Here is a 14850-nt window from a genome sequence, read left to right as displayed (position 1 = left end):
GTCTCCCGCTCGATGAATCCGATCGCGCCGGTTAGCAAGATTTTCATGTCAGGACCGTCAGTTCGGGAATCGCAATGACAAAGTTGCCGCCCCACCTTTTGATCTGCTCATGTTGCTGCATCACCTCGGCAGCGATGTTCCAGGGCAGGATCACCACCCAATCTGGCTGTCGCTTCACGAGCTCTGCTGGGTGAAGGATCGGAATGTGGCTGCCGGGCATGAACTTGTGCTGTTTCGAGGCTGCCGCGTCGCAGACGAAATTAATCAGGTCGTGTTTCAGGCCGGCATAGTTCATCAATGTATTGCCTTTGGCGGCCGCGCCATAGGCCGCGACCGACCTGCCAGCGCGCTTCTGCTCGATCAGGAAAGCCAAGAAGTCGTTCTTTACCTTGTCCGCCTTTCGCTGGAATGCCCGGTACAGACCGAGGTCTTGCAACCCCAGCCTTTTCTCCTCCGCCAACGTGGCCGTGACCGCAGGCGTGGTTTTGCGCGCATCATCGCTGTTGCAGCCGTAGATGCGCAAGGAGCCGCCATGCGTTGGGAGTTCCTCAAGGTCGAAGACCCGAAGACTGGCCTTTTCGAATAGTTGGACAACCGCTGTCAGCGACAGATACGAGAAGTGCTCATGATAAGCCGTGTCGAACTGGTTGTGCGCAATCATGTTCTTGAGATGCGGGAACTCCAGGCTCACCGTACCTTGCCGCTTGAGTAGAATACGCAGGCCCAACGTGAAGTCATTGATATCAGGCACATGGGCGTAGACGTTGTTGCCGCAGATCAGATCCGCTTGCTGCCCGCCTGCCGCCAGCCTGGTCGCGGTGGCTGCGCTAAAGAACTCACGAAGCACCGGCACGCCAATCTGTTCGGCAGCACTGGCGGTGCTGGCAGTCGGCTCGATGCCCAGACATGGCACGCCCATCGCTACAAAATTTTTGAGAAGATATCCGTCATTGGAGGCGACCTCGACGACAAAGCTGTCTCGGGTCAGATGCAGCATCTCGGCGATCTTTTCACAATAGGTTCTGGCATGTTCCAGCCAGCCCTGCGACGTCGAGGAAAAGTATGCGTAGTCGCTGGAGAACAATTCGTCCGCAGCCGTGTGATCTTCGGTCTGTACGAGCCAGCACGCGTGACAGACAAGGATCTTGAGCGGAAAGGTCGTCTCGGGGGCGTGGAGCTGCGACTTTGAAAGATAGGCGTTCGCCGGCGGCGCGTGTCCTAGGTCAAGGACCACGTGTTGTAACTGCGTCTTGCAATTCCGGCACTTCATAAGTCTAGTCTCTTGAGGTCCGCATCATGAACAGTCCGCCTTCAGATCATCAAATAGCGGCTCCTCGTCCGGCGACGAATTAGAACCACATAGAGGATAACGACGCGGGCCATGGCGCCGCGGTGCTCGGCCTGGCCGTGAAGCAGCACCCTCCACGCAACCAGGGGATGAGAGTTGACTCTCCGAGGCTGCCAATTCCTGCCGATAGCGCCGCGGCTAGCGGCCTGCCCGCTGGCCAAAGCCCCGGGGCCAGGAGGACGCTGCAAGTCCAGCTCAGCGCTATGGTGGGCGTGACGTTTGTCATGCGAAGCACTGTGATGCCGCGACGTGCAATAGGATTGAGACTGAAACTGCTGCAGTCTGGCAGCCCAGCGAGATTGCTGTGGTTACGGCGGACAGGCCCAGCAAGGTCCGATCCAGGAAGACTGACGTCCCGCTTGCAAAGTGGTCGTTTCCTGCCATTGGTCCCTTCTTGCCAGCTTGGTCGACAAGACTCATCTTAATAAAGCCTCTAGGTCCTTCTAACGGGCCTGAACTCCACAATCTCCTCCCAAAATTGGTAGAGCCTGTCATCGGCCTGCACCGAGACCGAGGTGTGGACCGCTCAGAACTAGAGTTTTGCGCCTCTCATCACGTTGTCAGGCCGATTGCGCAGACGTGGTTTTGCAGCAAATCGGCGCCTGTCTTCTGTGGTGGGCATGCAAAATGCTGTGCCCCGGTCAACTACCAGAGCCAGTATTTGATCTAGATGACGGAAGCTTGTTTCCTGTCGATGATCAACGTCGGCCGGTCCGATAATGCGGCCGGTCAAATGCACGGTCCGTTTCAAAGAAACCCGCAAACCTCACATCGCAGCGGTAACCACAAGGGACGTTTTTTGACCAACGGAGAGCGCACTCCGGAAAGCCCAAGCATGGCTCCAGCCGGTTCAATGGCGGCTACTTTCACCTTCCGTCGGTCCCTCTTGGATTACCTTGAATCGCGCCGTTCACGTGCTGGAGAATGCGCCCTCCACCGACCGCACCGAGCCACTGGTTGGCGCGACGTCGTCACGCCGGCTTCTGGACTTACATGGATACGCAGTATGACAAGGATCAACTCGAAGAAGCTATGGGTATCCCATCGAGCCCTGCGGGTTCACACCAACAACGCCCAGCCTTTCGTTCGGAGCGCTGCGTGACAATCAGCCTCATCGTCAAAGAAGATATCGAGCATATCCATGCGGCCGTGCCGCAAGGACGCTTCGCGGGAGCAACGGTCCTGCTCACGGGCTGCGCGGGCTTTCTTGGATATTACTTCCTCCAGTACTTCACACGAAAGGCGGCCGAACTCGGCCTAAAGCAGATTATCGCAGTCGACACATTCCTGCTGCATCGGCCGCGATGGCTGACCGATCTGAGTGAGGAGTTTCCGGCGGTGCTCAGGACGCACACGTTCAACATCGCCAGGGACGACCTTCGAACGGTCGACGGCGCTGGCGCGGCGGACTACGTCATCCATATGGCCTCGATCGCTTCGCCGACCTTCTACCGGCAGTATCCGGTCGAGACCATCGACGCAAACATCTGGGGACTGCGGCGGCTACTCGAAAGCTATCGGGATTCGGATCGCCTCAAGGGACTATTGTTCTTTTCAAGCAGCGAAATCTATGGCGATCCGGCGGAGACGGCGATCCCGACCGACGAGGAATACCGCGGTAATGTAGCGTGCCTGGGCCCGCGAGCCTGCTACGACGAATCGAAGCGTTTCGGCGAGACGCTGTGCTACGTCTTCTCCAATACGTATGGCATGCCCATCACCGTCGCTCGCCCCTTCAATAATTATGGACCCGGCATGCGCATCGACGACCGTCGGCTTCCAGCCGACTTCGCGCGATGTGTGATCAATCGACGCGACATCGTTATTTTTTCCGACGGCAGCCCGACCCGCACTTTTTGCTACGTCTCGGACGCGATCACAGGTTATCTCCTCTGCCTTCTACATGGGAGGTACGATTACTTCAACATCGGCATCGATGGGCCCGAGATCTCCGTCCACAACCTTGCCGAGATCTATCAGCAGGCCTCGCTGGAGCTTTTCGGACGCCGCGGCGCGGTCGTCTTCGAGATTAGCTCCGACTCAGAGTATCTTGTCGATAATCCAAGCCGGCGCTGCCCCGTGATCAAGAAGGCGCGGAACATTCTCGGGTACGCTCCCAAAGTCCCCGTAAATGATGGCGTGCGCCACTACCTGTCCTTTCTACGCGACGATTTGAGGGCGTGATGCGCGTCACAGTTGTTGGCTCAGGTTATGTGGGCCTCGTCTCCGGAGTGTGCCTGGCGGCGAAGGGACACGACGTGACGTGCGTCGATCTGCGGAAGGATGTCGTCGGTCAGCTCAATGCCGGCGTGCCGCATATCCATGAACGCGGCCTGACTGAACTGCTCAAGTCAGTACTTGCATCGGCCCGTTTTCGGGCGACCACCGACCTTCACGCTTCGATCGAGACAGCGGAAATCGCCTTGATCGCAGTCGGCACGCCGTCCAAGAACGGCGCGATCGACCTTAGCGCCGTCCGACAGTGCGCTCGCCAGATTGGCGCGTATCTAGCGACCAGCCTTCATCACCTGTCGGTTGTCGTGAAGAGCACCGTCATCCCGGGGACAACGGACACGATCGTGCGGGGAGAGCTCGAGCACTCGTCCGGAAAGGAGCTTGGGGCATTCGGCTTGGGTATGAATCCGGAGTTTCTTCGCGAAGGAGAGGCGATCGAGGATTTCATGGAGCCCGATCGCATCGTGATCGGTCAGGAGGACCAAACGACGCTGGAGCGGCTCGAGGAACTCTACGCTCCATGGAATTGCGACAAAGTGCGGGTGAACACCCGCACGGCCGAAATGATCAAGTACGCCAACAACGCAATTCTGGCTACCCAGATATCCATCGTGAACGAGGTGGCAAATCTTTGCACTGCGATCGGAAGCGTCGACGCCCTCGACGTCATGCGCGGCGTCTATCTGGACAAACGCTGGTCGCCGATCACGCCCTTTGGACGCCTCGCTCCACAGATCCTGACTTATCTCGTTCCGGGCTGCGGGTTCGGCGGGTCGTGCTTTCCAAAGGACATACAGGCGCTGCGCAGCCAGGGCGAGAACCTTGGCCTCCCGATGAACATGTTGAATGCAGTTCTCGACGTGAACACCGCGCAGCCGGGCCAGATCGTCGCTACCCTCGAGCAGAAGCTCGGAGCGTTGTCCGGCCGGCGAACCCTCGTTCTCGGCCTCTCCTTCAAACCGAATACCGACGACGTCCGCGAAGCCGCCTCGATCAAGATCGTTGGCGATCTTCTGCGGGTCCAAGCGGACGTCAGGTGCTACGATCCACTCGCGACGGAGAACTTCAAGCTCGCCATCGGAGACGCGGCGAACCGTATCCAGTTCTCATCTGACTGGCGGCGAGAGGTCGATTGGGCCGAGATCGTCATCATTGCGACTCGGACACAGGAATACAGCGAACTTGCCTCCTTGCGAGTCAGCGGCAAGACGGTGTTCGACGCGCGCCGACTAATCAACCCCGCCGACGTGGCCACGGCGGATTACCTCACCTTTGGTCGGCGCCCGAACTGAGATGACTACCGCGTGATCCACGAACGTGCCCTCACCGGCGCCTCCTCGGCAGTCTCAAGCGTGGCGGCGGCGATCGCAACGATCTGGCTCGCGTCTTCTGCGCTTAACGTTCGGTGCGCGCCCGCGACCTAGTCGGCCGTTAAGAAGCCGGATTGAGCTGAGCTGGAGAGTTGAGTGTCCGCCGGAGTGGGACCAGGAACAGGCACAAAAGTTCTCTGAGCCAGACCAGGACACGGCGGAGGTTGTGGCCGACGGCTGAGAGGAGAACGTTGGCGGCGTCTCCGGCGCGGCCTTTGAGATAGCAGCGGCCGAGGTGGCCTTCGGTCTTCAGGTGTCCGATGATGGGCTCGATGGCGGAGCGGCGGCGCAGCTCGCGCTTGATGACACCAAAGACGCCGCGCTTCTGGCCAGAGGTGAAGACGCGACGGGGATTTTGCGCGTCGTGACCGCGGTATCCCTTGTCAACATAGACCCGCTCGATCGCACAGCCGGTGAGTGTCTCGGTGCGGTCAAGGACGTCCCGCAAGGTGTGACCGTCGTACGGGTTGTCGGGCAGCGACCTGGCGTGCAGCACGAACAGGCCACGGGGGGCCCGGCGATTGTTGGTGACGATGGAGGCCTTCACGCCGAACTCGTAAGGTGCGCTGGCCTTGCCCTTGCCGATGCACTCCACCTCCGGGGCGTGGAAGGAATAAAGCTTGAAGCCGCGCTGGCGCTGCTGCTGCGAGCGAATCTGCCTGGCCCGGCCAAGCGGGAGGGCGAATGCCTCCTCCAGTGCGGGCTGGCCCTCTGTCTTGCGGCGGATGTCGCGGATGATCCGGCCCAGCCGGCTGCGCAGGATGCGCAGCTGCCGCTGATGCCGGTTGAACTGTTTGGCATGCGCGTAACGGCCCGCCATCATCGCTGCGCTTTTGGCCACGCGAGCATAGGATTGCCGCAGTCTGACCCCGTGCTTCCTCGCCAGGCGGTTCAACCCGCGGATCGCCGCATGCAGCAGTTTGGGGTCGGTCGGGAAGCTGATCGCCTTCGGCTGCACGGTCGTGTCGACCGTGACCCGCTTGAGGTCCTGGCTGCGTAACGCACCGGCCGCGTGCGCCACCCGAAGGCTCTCGGCCAACAACCGCTCCAGCTTGTCGCCGAGCCGTTTGCGCCAATGGCTCAGGTCTGAGCGCTCGTGCGGGAAAACGTGCTGGAAAAACTCTTCGCCAGTGAAGAACTGGAAGTACGGGTCGTGGACCCAGCGCTCGCACACGCCCTCATCGGACAGCCCGTAAATGTGCTTGAGCAACAACAGCCCGATCATGAAGCGGGTCTCGATCCCCGGCCTGCCGTTCTCGCTGTAGAGCGGGGCTATCTCCCCGTCGATCCAGTCCCAATCGATCTTGCCGGCGAGCAAAACCAGCTCGTGCTTCATGTTGATGATCTGGTCCAGCCGTGCCCGGAATAGATCGTTCGATCCCGTCGTCTTGTGCTCTTCGGCCGCATCGTCCCCTCGATGCGCCACACAAGCACGGTTCACAGCGAAGGGGAATCCACAAAACGAATTTGCAAGGTTTGCGGCGCTCAAGCTTCAAATCCCTGCAAATCTCAAACGCTCCCAAACCCCAAAAACAGAATCCCGCTCAATCGCTTAGAGACTTGTTTACGGGCGACGACCTAGGGGATTCACACGCATCAACAACTCGGAGACTGCGGCCGTGACGGTCTCTCGCTCGAGCTCGACGATGCTTCGTGAAACGCACCGATCCAAGCGACTCTGTGCGAGGATAGGAGTGGATTGCATCCTGCTCTGGGCCCTTCGATGGCGTGGCTGGAAGATTTCCGCCGCGCGCTATCGCAGACATCCCGGAAATCGTCGAAGCCTATCGCCTAGCAGGGCGAAACCGACTGTCGTCTTCGCCTCGTACTGCCTAGCGTGGGAAGTCTATGACGCCGCTTATAAGACGTTGATTACGCGCGGCCCGACTTCTCTGACGTTGGCTCCTTCATGTGCATGGAGGAACTGAAGTTCACTACCGGTCGTACGACGGGAAACTGCCGGACGATTCGATTGTCAGACTTGAGACCACTGTCAGCAAGTTGACGCTACACACTCTTACGAAATGCCTGCGGAAGATGCGAACTCAGTCGGCACGCGGCTTGCTTCGCTCAAGCCTCATCACCAATCGTTGTGCGGTGATCTTCGCGGCGGACTCAACGCTCGTTTCCGTTAGCGTCTGGTTTGCCCCAACGGTTTGCTGTGCGGCGATGACGCGAGGAGCCGGTTAGTAGACCGGAAAAGTACAAGGCGAATCTTTGATGCGATCTAGAGTTCTTTTTTGGGGCGCCACAACAGTTGCGATCGTCGCAAGCGGTGCAGCCAAGGCAGCGGACCTTGAGTCAGAAGTAAGACTACCGCCGGCAGTGTGGAACTGGTCCGGAGGCTATATTGGCGGGCACGTCGGCGGCGGGTACGGCCGAACCTCCTTCAGCAATCCCTACGGTCCATCAATTTATGGCGGCGGCGTCGATACTCCCGTAGCCCTTGCAGGTGGCCAGATCGGCTACAATTGGCAGAACAACAGCTGGGTGTTTGGCGTCGAACTGGATGCCAGCCGTGTTGCCTCCGACGGCACAAATACCTGCCTCGCCGCCTCCGGCTTTATTGTGAGCGCAAACTGCAACGCTGGTCCCAAGGTCTTTGCCACCGGGACCGGTCGCGTTGGTTATGCGTTTGGCGCGCTCGGCCGCACGCTGGCCTATCTCAAGGCAGGTGTGGCCTGGCAAAACAACCGGGGCGACGTCATCAGCAACTTTGAAGGCGGCTGGCCACAGGAGAAAACCCATTTCGACTATGGTCGGGTCGGTGGCATCATCGGGCTGGGCGTCGAGCAAGCCCTGACGCCTGCCTGGTCGGTCCAAGTCGAGTATGACTATCTGCATTTTGGCGGACCGAGTGTCGCGACCACTTCGACAGTGCAGTTTCCACCGCTCGCAATTCTGCCGCCGAACACGACCAGCCTGTCCAGCAACTATCATATCGCAAAGCTCGGTCTGAACTACCATTTTGGTGCCGAGGCGCAGGCCGCGCAATGGTCCGATACGCCGCTGTACGCGAAGGCACCCGCCGGCGTGCCGCCCATTCCCCACGCGGCGGGTTGGTCATTCGAAGGCGGCTCGCGGCTATGGCTCAGCCGGGGACGGTTCCAATGGGACCACAGCGCGGTGGACTATGGCTGGCCTCAAGACCCCAGCATCCTCGCATCGAGGCTCACCTATCACGGACTGGACGGACTTTCCGGGGAGTTATTCGGCCGTCTTGATAGCCCTTGGGGATTGTTCCTGAAGAGCAATATTGGCATCGGCCACTTCGACAAAGGAAACATGAACGATGAAGATTGGGGCGCCCCGTACGTCAACACCATATCAGGCCAAGCAAACGGAAGGTTCACGTATTACACGGCCGACGTCGGTTACGATTTCTTGCACGGTACCGACTACAAGATCGGCGGATTTCTAGGCTGGACTTATTACGGCCAGAGCTCGGACTCGATCGGATGCGTGCAGATCGCTAACCCCCTCTATTCATGTCTGGCGCCGGGTAACACCAGGGTCGTCGGGAGCGAGGATACTCAATGGAATGCGCTTCGGATCGGCCTAAGTACAGAAACCATGCTGACCGAGCCTTGGCGTTTGAGCACTGACGTCGCTTACCTGCCTTGGACCGATTTCAAGGGCCGTGATTATCATCTCTTGCGCGACATGAGCACCTTTGTTGAACAACGCGGCGATGGTGGCGGCGGGGTCCAAATTGAAGGCGTGTTGTCGTACTTCATCACCAAGAACATCAGCGTCGGCGTCGGTGGCCGCTATTGGGCCATGTGGACCAAAAGGCGGGGTGACTCTCTGTGCAGCGGCAGCGGCTGCGTCGGTCAGCCGCCCCAATTTGCGAAATACAGCATGGAGCGCTGGGGAACATTCTTGCAGGCCTCCTACAAGTTCAATTGAAAAGGCTCGCCACAGCCAAGCTCCAGCCTCTTCGACGGCATCCTGAAGCCGGCTGGTGACAATCAACGTCGGCGCCAACAGTGGCGCCGACACCGTTGTCATGGCGCGGCTCGGCCCGCGTGAGTGAAGCCCGGATCTAGATCAACGGCATGGACAAGGCGAGCGCAACTCCAATGCTCGGACCAAAACTCATCTCGACGGCACAGAATGCTGGTCGATCTGTTGACCCAGGACGAAACCCACATCAGCAAATATTGACCCGTTGCGGTTGCGCAATTGTCGCTGGTTGGACACATTTGTCATGAGCGCAATCAGCGGATCACCTGTCTTGAAATCTGCGCGCATCTTGCGCCATGACCGAATGAGCGCTGTTATGGAGATCAGCCGCCGCCGCAAAGACTTTCTGGGCCGTGAGCTGCTGGTGGAGCTAGCCATCAACCTTCTCATTGAGCGCGCGAACATCATTGGTTTGTACCGAAGCTGTCCGCGAGAACGCCGGAACGGCATCCGTGCCCCGCAGAGATATCCGCTCAGCGATCAAGAACGAGAACTCCGCTGCATGTGGCGAACCTCGTCGTGTGTTGACGGCGGCATCAGATCGTAAAGGAGCTGCGGCGGCATCGCTTGGGCCGGCGGGCCGAGAGGCTTCCCAGGAAGCGGATGCTGCTGGGCCTCAAGGACGTCCGACAGGTCGCAGCCTGTATGGAACCCGGCCAGGATGAGACAGCTCCGGAAGGCCAGGTGGCGCGCGCACCCAAGCATCGCCAACCGTGGAGCATTGCCGCACGTCTGCCGGGGACCGAAGTTGTGGTCGACATCGATGACAAGACCCGTCCATGCTGCAGCGCGACCTGCGCGGAATCGGCGAGGGTCGGAGCCAGCGGTTGGAGCCGGCGCTCAATCCGGCACTCGAGGTCGTCCGCGACATGGCAACATGGCGCGGCCGGTGCAAGCTCTAACCAGAACGAGCCGACGACGATTGGGAAGTCCGAGCACGACGACAAGCACGGGCGCGACAAGCCGCAGGGCCAGTTGACAATCCGCTTGCGGTGGCCCCTGAACTTGGCTTACGGCCATCAACCCAGCGAGGGAAGCATTCAATCGCCTGCACCTAACGGCATTGCGAGATCGCCGCATTGTAGATGGTATGCAGCGCGACCTCGGTGAGAATGGCGTATCTCCACGGGCGCAGCGAGTTTTTTTAGCCGCTACTGTGAATATTTTTCGCTCCGGATCATGGCGGCAATTCTCTATCCTCAGCCCCGCATGACTGACCGCGCATTCGCCGGTTACTCGTGCCTGAAGGAAGGAGACCGCGATGAAAAAGAAACTTGCTGAGATCAGGACAACCATCCGCACGACCACTCCGTACAAAGGTACGGTCTAAGCTCGTCGGCGGCACGCTTTGAATAAACCTGCTTTGAGACAGGCACAACGATGAGCATCGGAGGGTGGTCCTTCGACCACCCTCCTTTGTGATGGCTCCAGGAGGGTACAATGGTTGATCTGTTCCAGCTGAGCATTGCGCCGACCATCTCAACATCTGTCGATGTCAGCCCAATCACGATCTTGAAGACGGAACCCGGTATGGCGCCGACGCCGACGATCAAATCGGCACTCGAGAGGTCCGCTTCACTCGTATCAATTTCGGATGGTGATTGGCGGACCGGCGGCTATCTCGCGGGTCTACAAGATGTCATCGATGCCGAATTGAGATGGGCTACTGACCATAGGCCACAATTGGTCGAAGCGGCACAGCAATCCTTGAAGCGGTTGTTCCCTCTCTTGGTCAGCGACGCCTTTTCCGTCCCGAAGGATCTCACCAACACCTCGAGCAAAGAGGAGCGCACGCGGTTCTATCATCACGAATATCAAAACAAGCTGCTGGTCGGATTAGCGGAATTTCTGATCGAATGTGCCCGAGAACGCAACGAACGCAACGCAAGTCGGGTCATCGTCATCGATCGGGCTTCCGCCCTCTCCAATTCGACCAAGCATCTGATCAAGCTTCTCGTCAGGCTGCAAGACGGCACGAGCCTGTTTCGATTTGTCCTCATCGATTATGAACAGCGCCTTTACTTTCCTGATGCGAGCGAACTGCATTTCGGCAGATATAGTCAGGAGGAGATAGCGTCGATCCTCAGTCAGGATCTCGCTCCGGAGAAGCAGCGACAGATCTATGAGGCGAGTGGCGGCAATCCGCTGATCGCGGAGGCCTTGAATAAATGTGAGGCGGCGGGATTGCCAGTCATTGGTTATCTCGACCCAATAGCGATTGTGGACCTCTATTTGGCGAGCCTCAAGGGCGGTGAACGGCGCGGCCTCCTTGAATCGTATATCGAGTCCAATTGCACAATCCCTGATCTGATCGCGCAGCGCAACTACGCGATTTTCGAGCACGCGACTGCAGATCATCTGCACGAGCAGTTACATCGCAGCTGCATGGATCGCTATCTCGCCGGCGAGGCACCGCTCGTCATGCTTCATGCGCTCTCTGTCCGGGACAAATGCAAGCGTCTGGAATTGCTGGCGGAGCCGAGTGAGATCCTGCAGAGCATCGGCCTGTATGATCTATGGTTTAGCTATTTCGGCGAGATTTTTGCTGATCCGGCGCTCCGCGGTTATGGAACGGGAGATGCTCCGGTGAACGCGGCCTTCATCAGCGCGGCATTTGTACTGTATTCCCTCGGATGTGGCCGGGTGTCGGTTCCTTATCTCGAAGAATTCTACAAAACATTCCCCAAGAGCCAATACACACCGACCGTTCTCTATGCCCAATCGATGACTTACGGACGCTATCAACAGCCGGTCAACTTGACCGTGGCCGAAGAGTATGCCGTGCGCAACCTCCAGACCATTGAGCGCGATTTCAAAGATCACGAGAAGTATCATTATATCAAGGTCTTCGCAGAGAACGCTTATGCTTACATCAAGGCCAAGCAGGAGAAGTATGATGAAGCCCTCACCCTTTGCGCAGAAGGGCATGGGAAGATGCTGGAGGTCTATGGCGACCAGCGTTTCAAACTTCACCAATCGATCCTCATCTACAATACGAGCCAAGTCTATGAACTCGTCCATGATCTGGATCGCGCCGAAAAGCAATTGCGTGAGGCCATCGCTTACGATCCCTATTATGGCGAATATCAAAACGACCTGGGGAATTTGCTTTCAAAAGTGCCCGGCCGTGAATCTGACGCTCTAGGGGCATATGGTCGCGCAATTGAGCTATGCCCGCCCTATTACGAAGCCCATCTCAACAGGGCAGCGCTGCGCGCCAGAATGGGGGACGCGGCTGGTGCTCTGAGTGATCTCGACAGGGCCCTTACAATCAAGCCGAACGAATGGCGAGCTTACTTCGAGCGGGGCAACATCCTGATGAGGCAAAACAAGGCGCACGCCGCTCTACAGTCCTATCTCTCGGCCTCCGAGATCAATTTCAAGAACGCCGATTTGCAAAGCAATCTCGCCCTCGCCTATTCCGAACTTGGCAAGGGTAGCGAGAGCATTACGCACTATCTTCGTGCCCTTGAAATCAATCCCCGGCACGCGCTCACGCACAACAATCTGGCAATTGAGTATTTCAATGAGGGTTGGCTAGATCTGTCGCTTAACCACGCCACAGTTGCCGCCGAGATCGGCGGGGACCCGGACTACGTCTCTACCCACGAACATATCCAGACGAGGATGCAAGCTGATCTTGATTCTCGGAGAGGGAGAACGCCTACGTCTTCCCCGCGCCCATGAGGCAAGTTGCGGGCCGAACGATGGTGCCTCGCTACTCCCGGTCAGCGATATTGCAATACGGTATGCCAGCGAATGAGCCCCGCAGCGTCGAATTTCATTGAAGATATCTGGCAGACTCCGTCTGCGGCGCTGAAGTCCTGCAATTCCGTTTGCGATCAGATTGACGACATTGGGGTTCGTGCCCGCCTATGCTGCGGTTTCTTCCGAACGGCCCCCCACGAGGCAGACGCAAATATCGGGTGTCTCGAGCAGCCGTTAGCGAGCGAGGACGTCGATCGCGCCCGGAACAGCGCCGCAATTCCCCCACTGCCGATCGATGGGCGTATCCCGAATGATCGTCGTTACGATAACGTCATCGGTGGCACAATCTGGCGCCAGCTGAGTGGGCCAACCGTCGTAAGCGGCGCATCGGTCGGCAGCTCGGCTGGAGCTGGTGCTGTTCTACCCGGTAGCAACGCAACGGCTCCCCCGACCGAACAGGCGAGCTACTTCCGCCCTGATCCCCCTCTTTCCGAACCCCGGCCAGCCGAAGCATCTCGATCTCGTCAGCGACCTGGAGGAGCCGCGACGCCCCGGGCCTCATCGGACCGATATCGCAGGACATGGCACGACTGCATTGTCTCGCCGGCGCCCCCAACCGCAATCAAGCTCTCTCAGCTCAATGGCGCTTCCGTGGGGATCGGCTAACAATGAGCATCCCGACCATACGGCGGCTCGTGTATCTGTCGCATCTCATCGTCCAGATCGGTAGTTGGGCGTTCAGAATTGGCATCCTCATTGGCCTGCTTCAATCCAGTATGAGCGCTGCCGGCGTTGGCGTTGCGGTTATTTTTGTCCCGATCATGCTCGGCAGTCTCTTGCTGTCCCCCCTGGTCGACAGAAGCGACCCGCTGAACGCCATGATGATCGTCAATGGTGTTCGAATTTGCGCGCTCCTTGCCATGTCTTCGACTACGCAGATTGACTCCGTTTCGTCATACGCCTCCATCGCCGTGTTGAGCTTGGTTCAGCCTGTCTACTTGTCGGCCGAAGTCTCCTTCTTCCGCCGTATTTTGTCAGAAGACAGTATGATCGCGGCCTTACGCAACATTGCCAATATCGACTGGCTCACATATCTCCTGGGCGTGTTCGCAGGTGCCATGCTCGTCAGTCAATTGCGCCTGCCCGGAGTTCTGGCTCTCAATATATCGGCGGTATTGCTTTCACTGATGGTGCTCTTTGCCATCAAGCAATATTCAATGAAGCTCCGATCTACAACCGAAACGCCCTCCTCCGGAACGATCTTCGATTTGACGCCGCTCTATCCCGCCTTCCTCGCGGTCTTTCTTCTTAATCTGGGTGCGGGCATCATCAACGTCTATCCTGCAATCCGTGCCACGGCAGGTGGGGAGCTTGATAGAAACGTTCTTTTGATCATCGTCCTGAGCAACGGCGCTTTCGCTCTCCTGGGAGCGCTGTCGGTTAAGCCAATCTTCGATCGGCTGGGCGCCTTGCCAACAATAGCCGGCGCGGCAGCGCTGCTTGCGGCATGCCTGGTAGCCATGTCACTCGATGCCAGCCTGCCTCTGGTGGTCGCTTCCAGCAGTGCAATGCTGGGGTTGGGTCAGATATTTGCGGCTGCCGCTCACACGCACATGGTTTCGTCAGTTGCGCCGGATCGGGCCGGGCGCCTTTCGGGCCTGTTTCAATGCTGCACTTACAGCGGCGTCGGAGGCAACGGTCTGCTTTTCTCGATGCTGGGTGATGAGCTCTCTTTCGGACTGATCGTGCGGATGTGTGCGGGTAGCGCATTTCTCGCCTCCGGTGTCGCGATCTTCGCCATAGCGCGATCCACACATGTCAAAGCGTCACCTACGATCGACTGATAAATCGCAAAAGCAATCCATGCCGCGGGATCAGCTATTTCTGCTACAACAGCCCTTCGAAGATCCGGCATTCCCCGGTCAAGAGTTCTATTGCTGGCACTGTGCCCTGATCGAGGGGGTGCTATCTTCGTTTCCAAGCTGGGGGGCCAACCTTGACGTGCGCCGGCTGGCTTGGGCGCGGCCGAGAGCCGAGCTTATCGAGAGGCTCGACGTCGATCATCAGTCGCTGCCCGTTCTCATTCTCGGAAAGGCAAGCTCTGCGCCGCAGGCCGCACGGTTCCTGAAGGGGCTCGCCTATGTCGACGATGCGTTGACGATCCTTCAGCTCCTGGTTTCGCTTCACGGATTTCCGGCCCCCCATCCGTAAGGATCTAATCGG

The 14850-nt window shown here is 58.5% G+C and carries 8 protein-coding genes and 1 pseudogene; 7 read left to right on the top strand and 2 right to left on the bottom strand.

Annotation, left to right across the window (positions count from 1 at the left end):
- Window positions 1–43: 43 nt before the first annotated feature.
- Window positions 44–1270: a methyltransferase domain-containing protein gene (locus ACE103_RS09475; RefSeq protein ID WP_375779201.1), complete on the bottom strand. Its 1227-nt coding sequence runs from the start codon at window positions 1268–1270 to the stop codon at window positions 44–46.
- A gap of 1176 nt (window positions 1271–2446) precedes the next feature.
- Here ACE103_RS09475 and ACE103_RS09470 point away from each other — a divergent pair.
- Together ACE103_RS09470 and ACE103_RS09465 are read left to right on the top strand one after the other, a co-directional pair.
- Complete coding sequence (locus tag ACE103_RS09470) at window positions 2447–3532, top strand: NAD-dependent epimerase/dehydratase family protein (RefSeq protein WP_375779200.1); 1086 nt, start codon at window positions 2447–2449, stop codon at window positions 3530–3532.
- Complete coding sequence (locus tag ACE103_RS09465) at window positions 3532–4875, top strand: UDP-glucose dehydrogenase family protein (protein ID WP_375779199.1); 1344 nt, start codon at window positions 3532–3534, stop codon at window positions 4873–4875. Before ACE103_RS09470 ends, ACE103_RS09465 begins: the two co-directional genes overlap by 1 nt.
- Before the next feature lie 139 nt (window positions 4876–5014).
- On the opposite strand, the pseudogene ACE103_RS09460 reads toward ACE103_RS09465, so the two are convergent.
- Window positions 5015–6360: pseudogene (locus ACE103_RS09460) on the bottom strand (IS5 family transposase).
- 813 nt (window positions 6361–7173) lie between these two features.
- Between ACE103_RS09460 and ACE103_RS09455 the strand changes: the two are divergent.
- The 5 genes from ACE103_RS09455 (at window position 7174) to ACE103_RS09435 (ending at window position 14838) form a co-directional block, all read left to right on the top strand.
- Window positions 7174–8862 (top strand): outer membrane beta-barrel protein, encoded by a 1689-nt coding sequence (locus ACE103_RS09455; RefSeq protein WP_375779198.1) that lies wholly within the window; start codon window positions 7174–7176, stop codon window positions 8860–8862.
- Window positions 8863–9163: 301 nt separating this feature from the next.
- Complete coding sequence (locus ACE103_RS09450) at window positions 9164–9466, top strand: hypothetical protein (RefSeq protein WP_375779197.1); 303 nt, start codon at window positions 9164–9166, stop codon at window positions 9464–9466.
- An 893-nt stretch (window positions 9467–10359) separates the two neighbouring features.
- A complete protein-coding gene (locus ACE103_RS09445; protein WP_375779196.1) occupies window positions 10360–12606 on the top strand; it encodes a tetratricopeptide repeat protein in 2247 nt (748 codons plus the stop codon).
- A 689-nt stretch (window positions 12607–13295) separates the two neighbouring features.
- Window positions 13296–14471, top strand: coding sequence for an MFS transporter (locus tag ACE103_RS09440; protein WP_375779195.1), 1176 nt, complete (start codon window positions 13296–13298; stop codon window positions 14469–14471).
- Entirely contained in the window at window positions 14443–14838 is a 396-nt protein-coding gene (locus ACE103_RS09435) for a DUF3088 domain-containing protein (RefSeq protein WP_375779194.1), read from the top strand. Before ACE103_RS09440 ends, ACE103_RS09435 begins: the two co-directional genes overlap by 29 nt.
- Window positions 14839–14850 lie beyond the last annotated feature (12 nt).

Source organism: Bradyrhizobium sp. ma5, from assembly GCF_042258955.1.
Classification (GTDB): Bacteria; Pseudomonadota; Alphaproteobacteria; order Rhizobiales; family Xanthobacteraceae; genus Bradyrhizobium.
Note: the sequence above shows the minus strand (reverse complement) of the source record. Positions and strands in the feature narration are given on the sequence as shown.

What these genes read in the sequence shown, in the direction of transcription:
- ACE103_RS09435 (WP_375779194.1), top strand. Translation starts at nt 14,443, where the DNA reads ATGTCAAAGCGTCACCTACGATCGACTGATAAATCGCAAAAGCAATCC.
- ACE103_RS09450 (WP_375779197.1), top strand. Translation starts at nt 9,164, where the DNA reads ATGAGCGCAATCAGCGGATCACCTGTCTTGAAATCTGCGCGCATCTTG.
- ACE103_RS09465 (WP_375779199.1), top strand. Translation starts at nt 3,532, where the DNA reads ATGCGCGTCACAGTTGTTGGCTCAGGTTATGTGGGCCTCGTCTCCGGA.
- ACE103_RS09440 (WP_375779195.1), top strand. Translation starts at nt 13,296, where the DNA reads ATGAGCATCCCGACCATACGGCGGCTCGTGTATCTGTCGCATCTCATC.
- ACE103_RS09475 (WP_375779201.1), bottom strand. Translation starts at nt 1,270, where the DNA reads ATGAAGTGCCGGAATTGCAAGACGCAGTTACAACACGTGGTCCTTGAC.
- ACE103_RS09445 (WP_375779196.1), top strand. Translation starts at nt 10,360, where the DNA reads ATGGTTGATCTGTTCCAGCTGAGCATTGCGCCGACCATCTCAACATCT.
- ACE103_RS09455 (WP_375779198.1), top strand. Translation starts at nt 7,174, where the DNA reads ATGCGATCTAGAGTTCTTTTTTGGGGCGCCACAACAGTTGCGATCGTC.